At 62.1% G+C, this 20,222-nt stretch carries 10 protein-coding genes and 1 pseudogene; 5 read left to right on the forward strand and 6 right to left on the reverse strand.

Annotated elements, in window-relative coordinates:
* Positions 1-81: 81 nt before the first annotated feature.
* Positions 82-8,415, reverse strand: a complete 8,334-nt coding sequence (locus JOE27_RS09615; RefSeq protein ID WP_204918606.1) for a retention module-containing protein — start codon at positions 8,413-8,415, stop codon at positions 82-84.
* A gap of 469 nt (positions 8,416-8,884) precedes the next feature.
* Between JOE27_RS09615 and JOE27_RS09620 the strand changes: the two genes are divergently transcribed.
* The 3 genes from JOE27_RS09620 (at position 8,885) to JOE27_RS09630 (ending at position 13,838) form a co-directional block, all read left to right on the forward strand.
* Entirely contained in the window at positions 8,885-10,258 is a 1,374-nt protein-coding gene (locus tag JOE27_RS09620) for a TolC family outer membrane protein (RefSeq protein WP_119689079.1), read from the forward strand.
* Between the two features lie 79 nt (positions 10,259-10,337).
* Positions 10,338-12,473, forward strand: a complete 2,136-nt coding sequence (locus JOE27_RS09625) for a type I secretion system permease/ATPase (RefSeq protein ID WP_204920630.1) — start codon at positions 10,338-10,340, stop codon at positions 12,471-12,473.
* A gap of 9 nt (positions 12,474-12,482) precedes the next feature.
* Positions 12,483-13,838: an HlyD family type I secretion periplasmic adaptor subunit gene (locus JOE27_RS09630; protein ID WP_115274141.1), complete on the forward strand. Its 1,356-nt coding sequence runs from the start codon at positions 12,483-12,485 to the stop codon at positions 13,836-13,838.
* Between the two features lie 94 nt (positions 13,839-13,932).
* Here the strand turns inward: JOE27_RS09630 and JOE27_RS09635 are convergent, their stop codons facing one another.
* The gene (locus tag JOE27_RS09635; RefSeq protein WP_115274140.1) at positions 13,933-14,844 is read right to left on the reverse strand and encodes an RHS repeat-associated core domain-containing protein; all 912 of its coding nucleotides are present in this window, start codon (positions 14,842-14,844) and stop codon (positions 13,933-13,935) included.
* 100 nt (positions 14,845-14,944) lie between these two features.
* Positions 14,945-15,034 (reverse strand): annotated as a pseudogene (locus JOE27_RS24835) (DTW domain-containing protein); the annotation flags it as partial.
* Positions 15,035-15,207: 173 nt separating this feature from the next.
* Here JOE27_RS24835 and JOE27_RS09640 point away from each other — a divergent pair.
* The gene (locus tag JOE27_RS09640; protein ID WP_204918608.1) at positions 15,208-15,501 is read left to right on the forward strand and encodes a hypothetical protein; all 294 of its coding nucleotides are present in this window, start codon (positions 15,208-15,210) and stop codon (positions 15,499-15,501) included.
* A 255-nt stretch (positions 15,502-15,756) separates the two neighbouring features.
* Here the strand turns inward: JOE27_RS09640 and JOE27_RS09645 are convergent, their stop codons facing one another.
* The 3 genes from JOE27_RS09645 to JOE27_RS09655 all read right to left on the reverse strand — a co-directional run bounded on the left by JOE27_RS09645 (position 15,757) and on the right by JOE27_RS09655 (position 19,028).
* Entirely contained in the window at positions 15,757-16,356 is a 600-nt protein-coding gene (locus JOE27_RS09645; protein ID WP_115274137.1) for a DTW domain-containing protein, read from the reverse strand.
* Between the two features lie 75 nt (positions 16,357-16,431).
* Entirely contained in the window at positions 16,432-17,997 is a 1,566-nt protein-coding gene (locus JOE27_RS09650) for a PAS domain-containing methyl-accepting chemotaxis protein (protein WP_119687591.1), read from the reverse strand.
* Positions 17,998-18,134: 137 nt separating this feature from the next.
* Positions 18,135-19,028: a LysR family transcriptional regulator gene (locus JOE27_RS09655; protein WP_115274135.1), complete on the reverse strand. Its 894-nt coding sequence runs from the start codon at positions 19,026-19,028 to the stop codon at positions 18,135-18,137.
* A gap of 224 nt (positions 19,029-19,252) precedes the next feature.
* Here JOE27_RS09655 and speB point away from each other — a divergent pair, with 224 nt between their 5' ends.
* Entirely contained in the window at positions 19,253-20,203 is a 951-nt protein-coding gene (gene speB, locus JOE27_RS09660) for an agmatinase (protein WP_012315641.1), read from the forward strand.
* Positions 20,204-20,222: the final 19 nt, after the last annotated feature.

A 20,222-nucleotide genomic window follows, 5' to 3' on the forward strand; every position in this document is an offset into this window, starting at 1 on the left:
CAGCGCAGCCAGCTCTGGCGCTATCGCCGGCAATCCGGAGATAGCGCCACAAGCTTCAAGCAAACTTGCAGGCCGCGCAGCTCACACCGTGTCCACCTTCAACGAATGATCATCGATCATCCCGTTGATGATGGTCGCCGTATCCGGCCCCGCCGATATCACCCCGCCCGCCCCCGCCGTCACGCCGTAGTGCTGCGCAAGGTCAACGCCGGCCAGGTCGATCGTCTGCGTCGGCGCCGCCCCCGCCACGCTGCTGACTTCAATGGTCGAGACCACTGTCGCCCCGGCGCCACTGACCTTGAAGTGCAGGTATTCATCCAGGGACGCCGCCGTGGCGTGTTCCCCCGTCAGCAGCTGCGACAGGTCGAGCTTGTCGCTGCCTGGGGTGAAATCGTTGAGCGTGTCATGGCCGCTGTCGTTCTTCTGCCAGACGAAAGTGTCGCTGCCATTGCCACCGATCAAAATGTCATTGCCGCCGCCCCCTTTGAGCACATCATTGCCTGCACCGCCGTTGAGCACGTTGTCGGCACTGTTGCCGATCAAGGTATCGTCATAGTCCGAGCCGACCAGGTTGTAAATGCCATTGAAGGACTCAACCCCCGCACCTCCAGTGTCCTGCGCCCCTTCAAGGCTGAGGTCGACGGTGACCGCGCCCTCGGCTTGAGCATAGTCAGCCGTAGCGCTCGCCCCCTGGGCAGCGGCGGCATGCGCTTCAAGCGAAGCAATGTCGATGACTCCAGCAGTGAAGTGCTCACTGCCTGCGCCCATGAGCGGGGCCGCGTCCTGCACATTGGCGTAGTCGAGGACCATGTTCAGTTTGTAGCCTTCGCCGCCTTTGGCTGCACCCAACGGGTCGCTGAGGTGAATGCTGTACACCCCGTCATGGCTGGCCGTGAAGCTGTCTCCCGAGGCGATGGACTGATAGCTGCCACCGGCATCCTTCCACTGCATTGCCAGGTCGCCGCCATCGGGCGTGTGATTCAGCTGCAAGGCTTCACCTTTGCGCAGGGTGACATTGATCACTTCTTCGGCATTGCCTTGGGCGTTGACCATGCCGGACGCGCCCAGATAGCCGAGCACCACCAGCGCCGCGGTCATGCTGCTGGCATCGAGCGTGAACGCGCTGCGATCGACAACCCGTTGCTCCTGCCCCCTGGCGTACCCGGCGCCACATTCGGCTATCGAATTGTCGTGCACGTTGATCGTGATGGTCGCGGTGCTTTCGTCACCGTCAGCATCACGAATGGTGTAGACGAAGGTGTCGGTAGCATCCCGCGGTGCCACGACGCTCGGGTCGGAGTGGTAAATCGCATTCCCCCTGGCGTCCAGTATGAGGTAGCCATACTGGCCAACCACCTGGCTGCCGAGCTGACCGATAGCCGAGGTGCAGGTGTCATCGCCAGCGCGCACGCCCACCACGTAGCCGCAATCGCCCGGCACGTCAGCGCCGATCACATCGTTGGACAGGACATTGCCACGCACCTCCTCGCCTTTGCTGACACTTACAAAATCGCAATGGGCCTGCGGCACGTCATCCACGATGGTGATGGTGACGCTGCTGGTGGTCCAGTTACCTTGCGTATCCTCCACCCTGTAAGTGAATGACTCCCCGACGGTATTGGCACCATCGTTGGCATGGGTCGGCGAATTCGCTGGTGAAGTCAGGGTGTAGGTGTAGGAGCCGTCTGCGTTCAGGTGGATCTGACCGTACTCGCCTATGCCATTGCCTATCAGGCTGTAGGTCAATGCTCCGACGCCGCCACCGACTTGTCCGACCAGGCTGCCGACAGCCGTTTCGGCAGTCGAGCAAGGCTCACTGCCGTTGACATTTCCGGCCGCCAGGTCCTGGCCATCCTTGGTCAGGTCAAGCGCTTTTTCGTAAACCGTGACCCCACCGTCGCCACAGGGCTGAAGCGACTGGTCATGCACGTTGATGGTCACGGTAGCGGTACTTTCGTCGCCGTCGGCATCGCGAATGGTGTAAACAAAGGTGTCGAGCGCATCCCGCGGCGCTACGGCATTGGGGTTGGAGTGATACTCGGCGTTGCCCTGGGCATCGAGGGTCAGGTAGCCGTACTGCCCATACACATGGCTGTCGAGCTGACCGTTGGCAGCGGTGGAGGTGTCATGCCCGGCGCGCACGCCAATCACATAGGCGCCGTCATTCGAGGTATCGGCACCCACCACATCGTTGTACATCACGTTGCCGCGCACGATGTCGCCCTTGCCCACGCTGACGAAGTCGCAATGGGCTTGCGGGACGTCATCGACGATGGTGATGCTGACGCTGCTGGTGGTCCAGTTGCCCACCGTGTCCTGCACCCGGTAGGTGAAGGATTCGGTGACGGTATTGGCGCCGTCGTTGGCATGGGTCGGCGAGTTCGCCGGCGAGGTCAGGGTGTAGGTGTATGAACCGTCAGCATTGAGGAGCAATTGGCCGTATTGGCCAACGGCATCGCCGACCAAGGTGTAGGTCAACGCCCCCACGCCTCCTGCAACCTGGCCGACCAGGCTGCCGGAAGCGGTCTCGCGGGTCGACTCTGGGTCGCTGCCGGTGGCGGTTCCAACAGCCAGGTCGTGACCATCGCGGTGCAGGTCCAGCGCGTTTTCGAACACCGTGACGCCCCCGTCACCACATGGCTGCAGTGAAGGGTTGTGCACGTTGATGGTGATTGTCGTGGTGCTCTCGTCGCCGTCGGCATCACGAACGGTGTAGACGAAAGTATCCAGCGCATCACGCGGCGCGACGGCATCGGGGTTGGAGTGGTACTCGGCATTGCCCTGGGCATCGATGATCAGATAGCCGTACTGGCCATGCACCTGACTGTCGAGCTGGCCGAGCGCAGAGCTAGAGGTATCGTTGCCAGCGCGCACGCCTACCACGTACTTGCCATCGCTCAAGGTGTCGGCACCGACCACATCGTTGTACATGACATTGCCGCTGACCACATCACCTTTGGCGACACTGACGAAATCGGCGTTGGCCGTCGGTACATCGTCGACGATGCTGATGACGATCGTGCTGGTGGTCGAATTACCCTGAGAATCCTGCACCTGGTAGGTGAAGGTTTCAGTCACGGTATTGGCGCCGTCGTTGGCATGGGTCGGCGAATTCGCCGGTGAGGTCAGGGTGTAGGTGTAAGAGCCATCAGCGTTCAGCAGGATCTGACCGTACTGGCCGACAGCATTGCCGACCAAGGTGTAGGTCAGTGCGCCGACCCCGCCACTGGTCGAGCCGGCCAGGGTGCCAGAGGCCGTTTCCTGGTGCGATGCTGGGTCGCTGCCAATCACGGTGCCGGCGGCCAGGTCGCCACCGTCCTTATGCAGGTCCAGCGCTTTCTCGTAGACCGTGACGTCGTGGTCCGCACAGGTCATCAGCGCACTATGCACATTGATCGTTATGGTCGTGGTGCTTTCGTCGCCATCGGCGTCGCGAATGGTATAGACGAAGGTGTCCACGGCATCCCGTGGTGAGGTGACGTTCGGGTTGGAGTGATACTCGGCGTTGCCCTCGGCATCGATGGTCAGGTAGCCGTACTGGCCGTTGACCTGGGTGTTGAGCTGGCCGATAGCAGACGTGGAGGTATCGCTGCCCGCGCGCACACCGACCACATATTGGCCGTCGCCGCGGACGTCAGCGCCCACCACGTCGTTGTACATCACGTTGCCATACACCACATCGCCCTTGGCCACGCTGACGAAATCGCTGCTGGCTGTCGGCACGTCGTCGACGATGGTTATGACGATGGTGCTGGTGGTCGAATTGCCCAGCGAGTCCTGCACCTGGTAGGTGAAGGTTTCGGTCACGGTATTGGCGCCGTCGTTGGCATGGGTCGGGGAGTTCGCTGGCGAGGTCAGCGTATAGGTGTAGGAGCCATCAGCATTGAGCTGAATCTGGCCGTATTGGCCTACGGCATTTCCGACCAGTGTGTACGTGAGCGCACCGACCCCGCCACTGGCTGAGCCGACCAATGTGCCGGATGTGGTTTCCTGGCTCGAAGCCGGGTCGCTCCCCGTGACATTGCCGGCGGCCAGGTCGTTACCGTCCTTTTGCAGGTCCAGGGCTTTCTCGTGAACCGTGATGTCACGATCTTCGCAAGCCATCAACGAATTGTGCACGTTGATGGTGATGGTCGTGGTGCTTTCGTCGCCATCGGCGTCGCGAATGGTATAGACGAAGGTATCGACGGCATCCCGTGGTGAGGTGACGTTCGGGTTGGAGTGATACTCGGCGTTGCCCTGGGCATCGATGGTCAGGTAGCCGTACTGGCCGTTGACCTGGGTGTTGAGCTGGCCGATAGCCGACGTGGAGGTATCGCTGCCCGCGCGCACACCGACCACATATTGGCCGTCGCCGCGGACGTCAGCGCCCACCACGTCGTTGTACATCACATTGCCATACACCACACCGCCTTTAGCCACGGCGGCCTGATCGTCATCAGCCTGAGGTAGATCGTCGACGATATTCACATCCAGGCTGCCAGTCGCAGTGCTGCCATCGACATCCGTGGCGATCACCTGGAACACTTCGCTGATGCTGCCCTCCCCGCCGGGGTGGTTTTCGTTGTCCACCAAGGTGTAGCTGTAACTCACCACACCCGTCGTCGGGTCATAGCCGGTCACGGTCAGGGTGTTGCCTTCAGGCGTGACGATCGACTGCGGGAAGCCCGCCGCCACGCCACCACTGACCACGCTGATGCCGCCCACGCTCAGGCTCTGCAAACCGTCTGGCGCGGTGATCTTGAAGGTGCCCTGCTGGGTCAGGGCGCCGGCATCGGGTGCGCTGCCGTCCTGCAGGTTGCTTTCAGATACCGTCAGTTCGCCGCCCTGCACGCCGAGCCCATCCAGCGTCACCGGGTCGTTCAGGTTGGTCACGTTCAGCGTCAGGGTCGCGCTGCTGGTGTCGCCGTCGGCGTCCTTGATGGTGTAGGTGAAACTCTCCACGCCCTGGCCACCGCCGCCCAGGCTTGTGAAGTCCGGGTCGTTGGTGTTCAGCGTGTAGGTGTAGGAACCGTCTGCGGCCAGGACCAAGGTGCCGTAAGTACCGGTGAAGGTCCCGGCGATTACCGGGCCACCGGGCACGCGGTCGGCGCCCTGCACGTCATTGCCCAGTACATTGCCGGTCAGTTCGGTTTGCTGTTCGGTGACGGCTACCGCATTGCTGTCATCCACAGCTTGGGGCACATCGTCACGTAGGGTCACGTCCAGGCTGCCGGTCGCAGTGCTGCCATCGACATCCGTGGCGATCACCTGGAACACTTCGCTGATGCTGCCCTCGCCAACGGGGTGGTTTTCGTTGTCCACCAAGGTGTAGCTGTAACTCACCACACCCGTCGTCGGGTCATAGCCGGTCACGGTCAGGGTGTTGCCTTCAGGCGTGACGATCGACTGCGGGAAGCCCGCCGCCACCCCACCACTGACCACACTGATGCCACCCACGCTCAGGCTCTGCAAGCCGTCTGGCGCGGTGATCTTGAAGGTGCCCTGTTGGGTCAGTGCGCTGGCATCGGGTGCGCTGCCGTCCTGCAGGTTGCTTTCAGATACCGTCAGTTCGCCGCCCTGCACGCCGAGCCCATCCAGCGTCACCGGGTCGTTCAGGTTGGTCACGTTCAGCGTCAGGGTCGCGCTGCTGGTGTCGCCGTCGGCGTCCTTGATGGTGTAGGTGAAATTCTCCACGCCCTGGCCGCCGCCGCCCAGGCTCTTGAAGTCCGGGTCGCTGGTGTTCAGCGTGTAGGTGTAGGAACCGTCTGCGGCCAGGACCAAGGTGCCGTAAGTACCGGTGAAGGTCCCGGCGATTACCGGGCCACCGGGCACGCGGTCGGCGCCCTGCACGTCATTGCCCAGTACATTGCCGGTCAGTTCGGTTTGCTGTTCGGTGGCAGCAACTGCATTGCTGTCATCCACAGCTTGGGGCACATCGTCACGGAGGGTCACATCCAGGCTGCCGGTCGCAGTGCTGCCATCGACATCCGTGGCGACCACCTGGAACACTTCGCTGATGCTGCCCTCCCCGCCAGGGTGGTTTTCGTTGTCCACCAAGGTGTAGCTGTAACTCACCACACCCGTCGTCGGGTCATAGCCGGTCACGGTCAGGGTGTTGCCTTCAGGCGTGACGATCGATTGCGGGAAGCCCGCCGCCACGCCACCACTGACCACGCTGATGCCACCCACGCTCAGGCTCTGCAAGCCGTCTGGCGCGGTGATCTTGAAGGTGCCCTGTTGGGTCAGGGCGCCGGCATCGGGTGCACTGCCGTCCTGCAGGTTGCTTTCAGATACCGTCAGTTCGCCGCCCTGCACGCCGAGCCCATCCAGCGTCACCGGATCGTTCAGGTTGGTCACGTTCAGCGTCAGGGTCGCGCTGCTGGTGTCGCCGTCGGCGTCCTTGATGGTGTAGGTGAAACTCTCCACGCCCTGGCCACCGCCGCCCAGGCTCTTGAAGTCCGGGTCGCTGGTGTTCAGCGTGTAGGTGTAGGAACCGTCTGCGGCCAGTACCAAAGTGCCGTAAGTACCGGTGAAGGTACCGGCGATTACCGGGCCACCGGGCACACGGTCAGCGCCCTGTACGTCATTGCCCAGTACATTCCCGGTCAGTTCGGTTTGCTGTTCGGTGGCAGCAACTGCATTGCTGTCATCCACGGCTTGGGGCACATCGTCACGGAGGGTCACATCTAGGCTGCCAGTCGCAGTGCTGCCATCGACATCCGTGGCGACCACCTGGAACACTTCGCTGATGCTGCCCTCCCCGCCGGGGTGGTTTTCGTTGTCCACCAAGGTGTAGCTGTAACTCACCACACCCGTCGTCGGGTCATAGCCGGTCACGGTCAGGGTGTTGCCTTCAGGCGTGACGATCGACTGCGGGAAGCCAGCCGCCACACCACCACTGACCACACTGATGCCACCCACGCTCAGGCTCTGCAAACCGTCTGGGGCGGTAATCTTGAAGGTGCCCTGCTGGGTCAGGGCGCCGGCATCGGGTGCACTGCCGTCCTGCAGGTTGCTTTCAGATACCGTCAGCTCGCCGCCCTGCACGCCGAGCCCATCCAGCGTCACCGGGTCGTTCAGGTTGGTCACGTTCAGCGTCAGGGTCGCGCTGCTGGTGTCGCCGTCGGCGTCCTTGATGGTGTAGGTGAAATTCTCCACGCCCTGGCCACCGCCGCCCAGGCTTTTGAAGTCCGGGTCGCTGGTGTTCAGCGTGTAGGTGTAGGAACCGTCTGCGGCCAGGACCAAGGTGCCGTAAGTACCGGTGAAGGTCCCGGCGATTACCGGGCCACCGGGCACGCGGTCGGCGCCCTGCACGTCATTGCCCAGTACATTCCCGGTCAGTTCGGTTTGCTGTTCGGTGGCGGCTAGCGCATTGCTGTCATCCACGGCTTGGGGCGCATCGTCACGGACGATCACATCCAGCGACCCTTGGGCAACATCGCCGTCGCTGTCGCTGACCAGTACCGGCAATTGTTCGCCCTGTGAGTTGTTGCCCGCGCCCTCAACGTGCTGCTCGGCACCGGTCAGGGTGTAGCTGTAGCTCACCACGCCCGTGGCAGGGTTGTACCCGGTAATGGTCAGGGTGTTGCCCAGGCCCGTGGTGATCGATTGGCCAACACCGGTCACCACACCAGCGGTCACCACGTTGATGCCACCCACACTGAGGTTGTACACGCCGTCTGGCGCCAGCACGGTAAAACTGCCTTGCTGGGTCAGGGTTGCGGGGTTGCTGGCCGACCCCTGGGGTAGATTGGCCTCATCCAGACTCAGCTCGCCAGGGCTGACATTCAACCCCCGCAACTCTACCGGACTGTCTTCGTCGATCGGCGTGATGGGTGGATTGGGCTGCTCCGGCGGATTGGGCGGACCAGGCGGCAGGCCACCATTGCCACCGTTGCCAGCCCCCAAGGAGTCGCGCCCGCTGCCATCCAGGCCACCCACATAGCGGTTGGCCAATTCAGGAATGCCATTGAAGCCAGCCGTGGGAAAGCCCACCACCGGGTCAACCCGATCCGCCACTTCGGTAAGCAACACAAAGCTGTGGCCACCGCCCAGTGCGCCTGGCGCGCCGTTGCCGCCATTTCCAGCGGCAGGGGCTTCGGTGTTGACGCTAGGGTCGTCGCCGGCGGCAATCGCCCGCTGAATGCGCTCGACATCGCTCAGCTGCGCCTCGCTCGGCGCAACGTCCTGAGCCTGTACAGGGGCGGCCTGGTTAGCCAGGAGCTTTTCAGTCATGGCCAGGCTGCTGTCGCGGCCGAGTGTCAGCTCGGCGCCATTATGCAAGCGCACAGCCACGGCACCTGCGGTACCCGTTTGCAACTGCTCGCCCGCGTACAGGCGATCGCCCTCGATCAGAGGGCGTCGGCTGCCATCGCTGCCAACGGCAAATACTTGCCCCACCACCTTGCTGACCACACCGACTGACTTAGCCATGAGCGCACGCCTCCCTAACCTATTGGCTACACAGCCAACAACATGGCAGATGGAGGTCAACGGCTTCGCGCCCGCATGTCTCAACCGTGAGAATCGTGCGCGAAGGTCACTGATTTGGCGATAGTCATAATGTAAATTTGCCACCACCGGATGCCAAATTTTTGTCGCCAAATTCCGCTTTTACCTACCTACCCCACGTCCTTAGCCATAAAAAATCTGGAACTCATTGCGATGCAGGAAACTCGCAGGCTACAGCGGCTTCCGAAATCACTTGAATGAAACAATGTCTTGGTTTCGATAGACCGCATAAGTTTTTTTTCGCATATCACTTATGAAAAAATCTTCTTAGCTCGCGCGCTAAATGTTCTTAGCTCTGTTGTTACAAACATGAAACGGTTTGAACGATAAAAATCGTCATTTTTTTGGCGAGAAGAAGCAAGGCCATTTTGAGATCAGGGAGAAGTACCCCATGCGCAGGTTCAACCCCATCACCAGTGCAATTCTGTTGGCCATGGCGTGCGCCAACGTTCAGGCGATGTCGCTCAACGAGGCTGTCCAGAGCGCCGTGGACTACCACCCGGAAATAAGCTCCAACCGCAACAGCAGGTTGTCAGCCGACGAGGACGTGAAATTTGCCCGTGGTGGGTACTATCCAACCGTGGACCTGGTAGCCGGGTACGGCAGACAGCGCTCGGACAACATCAATACCCGCGGCCTGAACGCTGACGGTACCCGCAACCACAACAAAGAAACCCTGAACTACACCCAGTCGGAGTTGCGCCTTCGGCAAATGATCTTCGATGGTTTCAACACAGCCAACGAAGTGGGCCGTACCGAGGCGGTGGCCACCTCCCGCGCCTACTACACTCAGGCCGTCGCACAAGATGTCGCCCTGCGCGCCATCGAGGTGTACCTGGAAGTGCTGAAGCGCCGAGAGTTGGTGACCCTGGCAAAGAACAACCTGCAGGCGCACCTGCGCGTCAGCGATCAGATAGGCCTGCGTAGCGAGCGGGGCGTAGGCAGCACCGCCGACCTTGACCAATCCCGCGCACGCCGGGCTCTGGCGGAAAACAACCTGGACACCGCCGAGGTCGACCTGGCCGATGCCGAGGCCAACTTCTACAGCGTGGTCGGCCGCCTGCCGGATGAGCTGGAAGGCCCGCAATCGGTCAAGGTGGAAATGCCTGGCACTCTGGACGAGGCGCGCGAAGGCATGCGCCAGAACAACCCCTACTTGAAATCTGCCCAGGCCGACGTCAATGCCGCCGAGCAGCAGTACGAAGTGGCCAAATCGCCTTTCTACCCACGGCTGGACGCGGTGCTGGCCACCGGCGCCAACAACAACCTCGGTGGCGAAAAAGGCCACAGCAACAACGACTGGCAGGCCGGCGTCGAACTCAGCTACAACCTGTTCCGCGGCGGCAGCGACAAGGCCCGCCTGCAGTCCGACGCGCACAAGATCAACCAGGCACTGGACATCCGCAACAACGCGCTGCGCGAGCTGACCGAAAACCTCAGCCTGGCCTGGAACGCCATGAACAACGCCCGTAAACAGACCCCTACCGCCCGCGAGTACGCAGAAACGACGCAACGTGTGCGCGCCGCCTATCAGGACCAGTTCGGCCTGGGCCAACGCACCCTGCTCGATGTGCTGGACAGCGAGAATGAGCTGTACAACGCCAACCGCCGTTACACCGAGGTGCGTTACACCGAGGAGTACTCGATGTATCGCGTGCTGGCGACCATGGGTGAGCTGTTGAGCAAACAGCGTATTTCACTGCCGCCGGAGGCCATCGCCAACAACGACGTACGCACCGAGGCCAGGTTGCCCGACATGCGTTGAGCCAGCCCCACGCAACTGGCACTCAGCACCGCGCCTCATCCCCCTTACACCGTGGCGGGAGTAGTTCATCGTGACCAGTATGCAAAGCGCACAACCGCGCCCCGATGTCGATGACCCCCTGCTCGATGGCCTGCTGATTCTGTGCCGCCTGCACGGTCGGCCGGCCAGCCGCTCCAGCCTGAGCAGTGGGCTGCCACTGCTCCAGCAACGCCTGGGTGCGGATTTGCTGCCACGCGCTGCGGCGCGTGCCGGTTTGCAAGGCCGTGTGCTGCAGCGTGAGCTGGCGGCCATTTCGCCGCTCAACCTGCCGGTGCTGCTGTTGCTCAACGACGGCCGCAGCGCCGTGCTGCAGCGCTGGGGCGAAGATGGCCGGGCGCTGATCCTGCCCTGCGAGGCTGAGGGCGGCGAACAATGGGTAGAGCGCGAGGCGCTGGAACAGGCCTACGCAGGTCACGCTTTGTTCGCACGACCCCGTCATACCCTGGAGGAAGTCCGCTCACCGCTGCTGCCGCGGGTGGAGGCCTGGTTCCGCGATACCTTGCGCCATTCCCGCTGGCTGTACGGCGATGCCCTGCTGGCCAGCCTGCTGATCAACCTGCTGGGCCTGATGGTGCCGCTGTTCGTGATGCAGACCTACGATCGCGTGGTACCCAACCAGGCACTTTCGACCTTATGGGTGCTGGTCGCTGGCCTGTTCATCGGCACCGCCTTCGAGCTGGTGCTGCGCATGGTGCGCGCCCACCTGCTGGACCAGGCCGGCAAGAAGACCGACCTGATCCTCTCCGCCGCCCTGTTCGAACGCATCACCGGCATGGCCATGAAAGCCAAACCTGCCAGCATCGGCGGCTTCGCCCAGAGCATCCATGACTTCCAGGGCCTGCGCGAATTCCTCACCGCAGTCACCCTGACCAGCATCATCGACCTGCCCTTCGTCGCCCTCATGCTACTGGTGATCGGCCTGCTGGGCGGCTGGCTGGTACTGATCCCACTGATCGCCTTCCCGCTGGCGGTGGGCTTTGCCCTGTTCATTCAGGCACGCCTGCGCGACACCGTGCAAAAAAGCCTCAGCCTCGGTGCGGTACGCCAGGCACTGCTGATCGAAACCCTCGGCGGCCTGGAAACCCTCAAGGCCTGCGGTGCCGAGAGCGAGCGCCAGTACCAGTGGGAACACACCAATGGCGCCATGGCCCGCCTCGACGCCCACGCCCGCAACCTGTCGTCGCTGGCCAGCAACGGCACGCTGTTCATCCAGCAGTTCTGCGGCATGGCCACCATCGTCGCCGGGGTGTACAGCATCATCGCTGGCAACCTCAGTGTCGGCGCCCTGGTCGCCAGCTACATGCTCGGTAGCCGGGTGCTGGCACCGCTCGGCCAGATTGCAGGGCTGATCACCCGCTATCAGCAAGCGCAACTGACGATGCGCAGCACCGATGCCCTGATGGCCCTGCCGCAAGAACGCCAGGCCGAACAGCAAGCCCTGGAGCACACCGCGCTCAAGGGCGGCCTGACCCTCAGCCATGTCAGCTTCCGCTACCCGGCACAGACCAGCCCGGCACTGCAGGATGTGAACGTGGCCATAAAGCCGGGTGAGCGGATTGGCATCATCGGCCGCAGCGGCTCGGGCAAAAGCACCCTGGGCCGCCTGCTGATGGGCTTCCATCACCCGGAAGAAGGCCAGGTATTGCTGGACAACCTCGACCTGCGCCAACTGGACATCGCCGACCTGCGCAGCCAGCTTGGCTACGTCGCCCATGACCTGCCGCTGCTGGCCGGCAGCCTGCGTGACAACCTGACCCTCGGTGCCCGCCACGTAAGCGATGCGCGCATGCTCGAAGTGGCCGAACTGACCGGCGTCAGCGAGCTGGCCCGCCAGCACCCGCAGGGTTTCGACCGCCCGGTGGGCGAACGTGGCCAATTGCTTTCCGGCGGGCAGCGCCAGGCCGTGCTGCTGGCCCGCGCGCTGTTGCTGGAGCCACCCATCCTGATCCTCGACGAACCTACCAGCCACATGGACAACAGCAGCGAAGAGCAACTGCGCCAGCGACTGCTGAACTGGGTGCCCGGCAAGACCCTGCTGCTGGTCACCCACCGCACCTCGATGCTTAGCCTAGTGGACCGGCTGCTGGTACTGGACAACGGCAAGATCGTCGCCGACGGGCCAAAGGATGCGGTTATCGATGCCCTGCGCAAGGGCCGCATCGGCGCAGCTCTCTAGGAGGTTTCCATGCCCATCGGCCACAGCGTGCGCAGTTCCCACAGCAGCGCCGACAAGCGCACCGAACACGACTACATGCCAGAGCTGGCCAGCGCCACCCTGCAAGATTCCCCGCGCCTGTCACGCCTGACCGTGTGGCTGGCAGCGGCGCTACTGCTCGCGGCCGTGACCTGGGCGAGCCTGGCAGTGCTCGACGAGGTAACCGTCGGCGAAGGCAAGGCGATCCCTTCGAGCAAGGTGCAGGTGGTGCAGAACCTGGAGGGCGGCATCGTCACCGAGATTTTCGTGCGCGAAGGCCAGATGGTGGACAAAGGCGCCACCCTGCTGCGCCTGGACGACACGCGGTTCAAGTCCAACAAAGGTGAAAGCGAGGCCGACCGCTATGCCCTGACCGCCCAGGTCGAGCGGCTGTCCGCCGAAGCCGAAGGGCGGCCCTTTGTGCTGTCCGAGGAGGTCCGCGCCAAGGCGCCCCAGGTAGCCGAGGACGAACTGTCGCTGTACGACTCGCGCCAGCGCCGCCTGGCCAGTGAAAAGCAGACCCTCAACGAGCAGTTGCGACAAAAGACCCAGGAATTGGCCGAGTTCCGTTCCAAGGTCGAACAGTACCGTTCGGCGGTAGGCCTGCTGCAGCAGGAACTGGACATGTCCGCGCCGCTGGTGAGCAAGGGTGCCATTTCACCGGTGGAAATCCTGCGGCTCAAGCAACGCACGGTCGAAGCTCGCGGCCAGCTCAACGCCACCAGCCTGGCCATCCCCCGCGCCGAGGCCGCCGTGGCCGAGATCAGGAGCAAGATCCAGGAATCGGACGCCAGCTTCCGCTCCGAGGCCGCCAAGGAGCTCAACGACAAACGCACGGAGCTATCGAAGATCACCGCCACCAGCATCGCCATCGACGACCGGGTCAACCGCACTACCGTGGTTTCGCCGGTGCATGGCATCGTCAAGATGCTCAAAGTCAACACAATTGGCGGGGTGGTGCAGCCAGGCAGCGACCTGGTGGAGATCGTGCCGATCGAGGACAACCTGCTGATCGAAGCCAAGGTGCGGCCACAGGACGTGGCATTCCTGCACCCGGGGCAGCCGGCGATGGTGAAGTTCAGTGCGTATGACTACACCATTTATGGCGGCATGAAGGCCAAGCTTGAGTTGATCGGTGCCGATACCGTGACCGATGACAAGGGCAATGCGTTTTACCTGATTCAGGTGCGCACCGAGAAGAACCACTTGGGCGGCGATAACAAGCCGCTGCTGATCATCCCCGGGATGGTGGCCACGGTGGATATCATCACCGGGCAGAAGAGTGTGCTGGATTATCTGCTCAAGCCGGTGCTCAAGGCACGGACCGAGGCGTTGCGGGAGCGGTGAAAGGCAGGCCGTTACCGGCCCGCACACAAAAAAAGAACTGATAGGCCCCGGCGCATCGCGATGCTGCGTTTGTTTCGGCGCCTTGCGCAAACGCTCACACAATGTTGAGTCGGACGTGCTCCATCGCTTGAGCTGGAGTCATGGGCGCAAGCGGCACCTCTCTATTCATCAGCTTTTGTGCGGCCAAACCAGCAAAGATGCGTGCCCGCTCGGTCAGCGCGAACTGGTTTGCCATGGCAACCTGTTGCGGCCCGGCGTGAGTTCTGGACAAATGAAGGCTCACTGCATTCGACGCGTCGCGTGATACACGCCCTAGTTGCATCAGACCCTTGTTCCCCACGTGCCCCAGCAACAGGTCAGTAGCAGGACTATTTTGTTTCAGAATGACCAGTAAAGGCGCCATACGAGGTGGCGTAGACGAGATTTCATTAACAAAACTGACCGAGGCCGGTGGATTTGAGCTCATTGCCGGGAGCGTGATGGCAGGGTTTTCTACGTCAGAGTTTTGTACGTCAATGGCTACCGACTTGCCCGGTATAAGTTTTTTGACCCATCTGAACATTCGGCCGGTAGGATCATCTCGATTGACCGGGTCCCCCTGCACGTAGGCGTATGCGTTCAAACCGCCCGCCGCAAAGGGACTCAATCGGTCCGCAGAAAAGAACCTCATCAGCGCGGTACTGTAGACCCTGTAACCATTCCCCAACAAATAGGCATGCTTCAACATACAAGACAGCTGGCCGTTGAATCCCAGTACGGTACTTTCAGTCAGCAATGCATCGTACCCATACGCTGTATAGCTGTGACGCTCTTTGCACAGCGGGTCCAGAATCAATAAAGGTGACCCCATGCCATCGGTGCCGATCAAGCGCGCGTTGGCGACACCGGTGGAACTCCCACTCACCTGCCCCACAACGAAACCCTGCCCCCGCATCAGGGAGTAGACGTGCTTGCCGGCCTTAACCGTAAAGGCTACACCCTGATTCTGATACCAGATTCTGATCATGATGGTTGCTCGGATGCCAAGTAAGAATGCCTCCCAGCATCACCGAACCCGATCGCCGCGCAAACTAGCAAAATTATCAGTTAAATTCCGAGTGCCGGTGTCAGCCCTCACCATGATTTCTCTGGAACGCCTCAGTCCCCATCGCCCTGACCTGCCTCTCGATCAACACCTCGAACGGACGCAACCGCGCCACCGTAATTTCGCCGGTAGGCGCATCTTCAAGCGGCTCAAGGCCAAGCTTGCAGGCGACGAAGGCCGGTACAGCCAACGACTGTTGCCACGTCAACCCGGCATTTTTGCCAGTAGCGATATGTAACGAGAGCCACCATGCTGAACGCTCAATCACCTGAAGGAGTAGGTCACATGCGTATTATCGCCGCAGTAGGTATCGCAACAGTGCTGGCAATGGGTAATGCATTTGCAGCAGATTGCCCGAAAGTTACAAGCATCACTCAATCTGCCGATGAACAAGACGGTATGGAAGGCATCGCTTACAGCGTAAAAAATAACGACGGTCAATGGGATGGCTTCACCCCTAACGCGTCGGAGTCGGATCTCAGCGCATTTGAACTGAAGAACAAGAAAGATACAAAAACGTCGGTGATTTGCCGCTACGAGAGTGGGGATGAAGGCATCAGCCTGGCCTTGAAAAAGTAGACGGCCATTTTAAATGCCTAGTGTCCCGGACGCTTGATTCGTTTATCCACTCGATTTGTCTCACCAATGGTTCTTCGGCTTAGCGATTAACGAACCACCCCATTCGGGACACTGCTGTACGCAGATCGGCGAACCGGGAACTTGGAACCCGGCAGACCCGAAGTCCTCCCACGCACAGCCGCAATGGCACGAAGCTGCGGGCACACACAAAGCGCCTGCAATCGTGAGGAGAGAACGGCACTGACAGTGCAGGTGTCAGCCTTCACCGTGATTTCTTTGGAACGTCTCAGGCCCCATTGCCCTGATCTGCCCCTCGATCAACACTTCGAACGGGCGCAGCAACTCATCGAAACAGGCCGGCTGCTCCAGCACATTCAATGCCTGCACCACCGCCTCTATGGTCGACACCGCTCCCGGCTCCGGCGCCTTGCGCACGCGGTAGCGCGAGGGCGCCACCTGCGCCAGCGTCACCCTGGGCAACGCTTCGAGCAGCGGATTGAGGTACAAAAGCTTGCGAGCCTTGCGCCAGGTGCCATCAGGGACAATCAGCATGAGCGGCCTGTCGTCTGTATCGCCGTAGGCTGCAAGCACTTGGGCCTGCTCACCTGGGAACAACAGCACCGGCCGATACTCAGGTGCATCCAGCAAATCACCCAGGTCTTCAAACACCTCGCCGACGCGCAACTCGGCATTGACCAGGCCAAGGGCAGCCAGGCGTGCGGTATTCAGGGCGTGCGAGGTTTCACTGGGGTGCTGCAGCAGGACCACGCGGGTGCGGCTGTCGAGCGAGGGGATCAGTGGGCAAAGGCAGTGGTCGAGCGGGCGCAGGCAACGCTCGCAGCGGGGTCTGGACATCGGTTTCTCCTTACCGGGCGCAGTGTGCCACAGCCCTGAGGAAAAGCCCCACATCCTTGTGGGAGAGGCGATAAATCAGCGGTTGAAGCGCTCTGCCAGGCTGTGCAGATACTCGGCCATTCGCTCCAGGTCCTGGCTGATTTCAGCCCCCTGCTTGGCCTGCCCTGCCGTCTGGTCACACAGCTGGGCGATGCGCACGATCTGCTGGTTGATGTCTTCGGCCACGTGGCTCTGCTGCTCCGACGCCGTCGCCATCTGCTGGCTCATGCCGGTGATGCGGCTGACCGCCTGGGCAATCCCGGCCAGCGCCGACTGCACCGCCTCGACACTGTGCACGCTATCCCGCGAGATCTGCTCACCGCGGCTGGCAGTGCTTACCGCCCGCTCGGCGCCCGTGCGCAGGGAGGCAATGATCTGGTGGATTTCCTCGGTCGAGGTGCGCGTGCGCTGCGCCAGCGAGCGCACCTCATCGGCCACCACGGCAAAGCCCCTGCCCTGCTCACCCGCCCGCGCCGCCTCGATCGCGGCATTGAGCGCCAGCAAATTGGTCTGTTCGGCAATCGAGGTGATGGTGTCGACCACGCTGCCGATCGACTGGGTCTGCTCAGCCAGGGCATTGACCGCCTGGCCGATGTCGCTGACCGCCTCACTCATGCTGCCCATCGCCTTGAGGCTCTGCCGGGCCAGTTCGCTGCCCTGCTGCGCCAACTGATCGGCATCGCCCGCAGCATGCGCGGTGCTTTGCACGTTATGCGTCACTTCCTGAATGGTCGCCGCCATCTGCGCAATGGCGGTGGCCGACTGATCGGTCTCACTGCGCTGGCGATCGAGCATCTGCGCCTGGGCATCGGACAGGTCGGCTGACTGGGCTGCCCGCGACTTCACGCCGACGCCGGCGTCCACCAGGCGTGTCAGGGCGGTTTGCAGCCTCGCTTCCTCGCTGATGATCGCCAGGTCGAGCTGGCCGTGCAGGCCCGGGTTGTCACTGTACGTCAGCGCTACCAGCGGGCTGGTGAAGGCTTTGGGATGTTCGGCCAGTGTGCGGCGGATCGCCTGGTTATGCCGTTGTTCAATCAGGTACCAGGCCAACAGCATACTGGCCATCAGCACGCCCAGCGCTGCATAGGGCGGTAACCAGAGGTAGCCGGCGGCCGACAACAGGCCTGCGCCGATCAGCGGCCAGCCATCGCCAACGCCACGCCCCAGCCGCGCGGCCCAGGCTACAGCCGGGCGACCGGCGCGCAGACGCGCATACAGCCGTTCTGCGCGGCGGATCTGCTCACGGCTGGGCACCGAACGCACCGACTCGTAGCCGCTGATGCGGCCGTTTTCATAAATGGCGGTGACATAAGCACTCACCCAGTAGAAATCACCGTTCTTGGCGCGATTCTTCACCACGCCCATCCAGGGTTTGCCTTGTTTGATGGTGTCCCACATATGCCCGAAAACCGCCGGTGGCATGTCGGGGTGACGCACCAGGTTGTGGGTCTGGCCCACCAGCTCGTCGTAGGTGAACCCGCTGATGGCCACGAACGCGTCGTTGCAGTAAGTGATGCGGCTGTTCAGGTCGGTGGTAGAGATCAGCCGCTGGTCGCTGGAAAACGTTCTTTCATGCTCAGTGACGGGCAAATTCATGCGCATCTGGGCGGTCCTTGCTTGTGTAGATGAAGGGGAAAATCATCAAAGCAAGTAGAGGTTTAGCAGAACGCCATCAGCGTAGTAGTCAGGTTTGTAGGAAATTTATTCATGCCGACGGAATGACCGGAACGTCCTGTTCATCAGCCAACATTGAGCTGGCTTTTGAGCAGGTCGCGGAAGGTCTGAATCAAGGGTTCACGGCTGCGCCCGCGGCGGACGATCAGCGAAAATGGCGCCTGATAGCCGAAAGTGGCCGGAGATAATACGCGCAGGTCGCCCTTGTCGACCCAAGCCTGGGCATAGTGCTCGGGCAGGTAGCCGATATAGGCACCTGACAGGATCAGAATGAGCTGCGCCTCCATGCTTTCGACGGTCGCCGCGCTGTGTTTGAAGCCATGCCGGGCCAACTCCGCCTGGCTCCAGTAACCGCGCCCGACCATGCGCTGCTGGGTCACCACCGGTTCGGGGATACGCCGCTCGGCGAACAACGGGTGGCGGCTGCTGCAGTACAACCAATGCTGCTCGCGGTACAGCGGCTGGTAAACCAGGCCACTCATGCGCGAGGAGAACGCCCCGATAGCCAGGTCCAGGCGGTTGTCCTGCACGCCAAGCTGCAGCTCATAGGGGCTGGATACCGAAAGGTGCAGGTGCACCGCCGGGTGCTCCTGGCTGTAGGCTCCGATCGCTTCAGCCAACGGCAGCGCGCGGTCGCCCACGGTTGAGTCGATTACCCCGAGGTTGAGCGTACCGCGCAGCTCACCCTTGAGCGCTGCGGCGTATTGCTCGAAGCCATCGAGCTCCGCCAGCAGGCGCAAGGTCTCCTGATGGAACAGCTCGCCCTTGCTGGTCAGGCTGAAACCGCCACGCCCGCGGTGGCACAGCACGATGCCCAAGGCGCCTTCGAGCTGGCTCATGTAGGTACTGATGGCCGAGGTCGACAGGTTGAGATCGCGCTGGGCATTGGCGAAGCCTTGGTGGCGCACCACGCTGACAAAGATGCGCAGCAGTTTCAGGTCGGGCAAGGTCGAGGCCATGGTGCAACGGTTCCGCTGTGTCATTTGCGCGCAGTCTAACCGCTGCGATGGCGTTTAGTTCAGAAATTCCTGAAGTAAGTATTTGCCGGTAGCGATTTTTCCCACGCACTACCTTGAGCAGACTTGGCCGAAATGTCCCTGCCCGCCGGCATAACCACATTTCAAGGCGCGCGGCGGCACAGGTTCGAACAAACAAAACAATCGACCGACTGATGAGGCCCACCGTGGACAAAGTTCTCCATCAACCACTGGGCGGCAACGAAATGCCGCGTTTCGGCGGCATCGCCACCATGCTCCGTCTCCCCCACCTGCAAAGCGCCGAAGGCCTGGACGCCGCGTTCATCGGCGTGCCGCTGGACATCGGCACCTCGCTGCGCTCCGGCACCCGCTTCGGCCCACGGCAGATCCGCGCCGAATCGGTGATGATCCGCCCGTACAACATGGCCACCGGTGCCGCCCCGTTCGACTCGCTGTCGGTGGCCGACATCGGTGACGTGGCGATCAACACCTTCAACCTGCTCGACGCCGTGCGCATCATCGAAGAAGCCTACGACGAGATTGTCGAGCACAATGTCATCCCGATGACGCTGGGTGGCGACCACACCATCACCCTGCCGATCCTGCGCGCCCTGCACAAGAAGCACGGCAAGATCGGCCTGGTGCACATCGATGCTCACGCCGACGTCAACGATCACATGTTCGGCGAGAAAATCGCCCACGGCACCACCTTCCGCCGCGCGGTGGAAGAGGGCCTGCTCGATTGCGACCGCGTGGTCCAGATCGGCCTGCGCGCCCAGGGCTACACCGCCGACGACTTCAACTGGAGCCGCCGCCAGGGCTTTCGCGTGGTGCAGGCCGAAGAGTGCTGGCACAAGTCGCTGGAACCGCTGATGGCCGAAGTGCGCGAAAAAGTCGGCGGCGGCCCGGTGTACCTGTCGTTCGACATCGACGGTATCGACCCGGCCTGGGCCCCGGGCACCGGCACCCCGGAAATCGGCGGCTTGACCACCATCCAGGCGATGGAGATCATTCGCGGCTGCCACGGCCTGGACCTGATCGGCTGTGACCTTGTCGAAGTCTCCCCGCCTTACGACACCACCGGCAACACCTCGCTGCTCGGTGCCAACCTGCTGTTCGAAATGCTCTGCGTGCTGCCCGGCGTCGTGCGCCGCTGAAACTTGCTGCACCCCGGCA

Source organism: Pseudomonas sp. M5, from assembly GCF_016907075.1.
GTDB lineage: Bacteria > Pseudomonadota > Gammaproteobacteria > Pseudomonadales > Pseudomonadaceae > Aquipseudomonas > Aquipseudomonas putida_E.

Bases quoted from the DNA above. Each gene is read 5' to 3' on its own strand.
- JOE27_RS09625 (WP_204920630.1), top strand. From the start codon at position 10,338: ATGCAAAGCGCACAACCGCGCCCCGATGTCGATGACCCCCTGCTCGAT.
- JOE27_RS09655 (WP_115274135.1), bottom strand. From the start codon at position 19,028: ATGGCCTCGACCTTGCCCGACCTGAAACTGCTGCGCATCTTTGTCAGC.
- JOE27_RS09635 (WP_115274140.1), bottom strand. From the start codon at position 14,844: ATGATCAGAATCTGGTATCAGAATCAGGGTGTAGCCTTTACGGTTAAG.
- JOE27_RS09630 (WP_115274141.1), top strand. From the start codon at position 12,483: ATGCCCATCGGCCACAGCGTGCGCAGTTCCCACAGCAGCGCCGACAAG.
- JOE27_RS09620 (WP_119689079.1), top strand. From the start codon at position 8,885: ATGCGCAGGTTCAACCCCATCACCAGTGCAATTCTGTTGGCCATGGCG.
- JOE27_RS09615 (WP_204918606.1), bottom strand. From the start codon at position 8,415: ATGGCTAAGTCAGTCGGTGTGGTCAGCAAGGTGGTGGGGCAAGTATTT.
- JOE27_RS09650 (WP_119687591.1), bottom strand. From the start codon at position 17,997: ATGCGCATGAATTTGCCCGTCACTGAGCATGAAAGAACGTTTTCCAGC.
- JOE27_RS09645 (WP_115274137.1), bottom strand. From the start codon at position 16,356: ATGTCCAGACCCCGCTGCGAGCGTTGCCTGCGCCCGCTCGACCACTGC.
- JOE27_RS09640 (WP_204918608.1), top strand. From the start codon at position 15,208: ATGCGTATTATCGCCGCAGTAGGTATCGCAACAGTGCTGGCAATGGGT.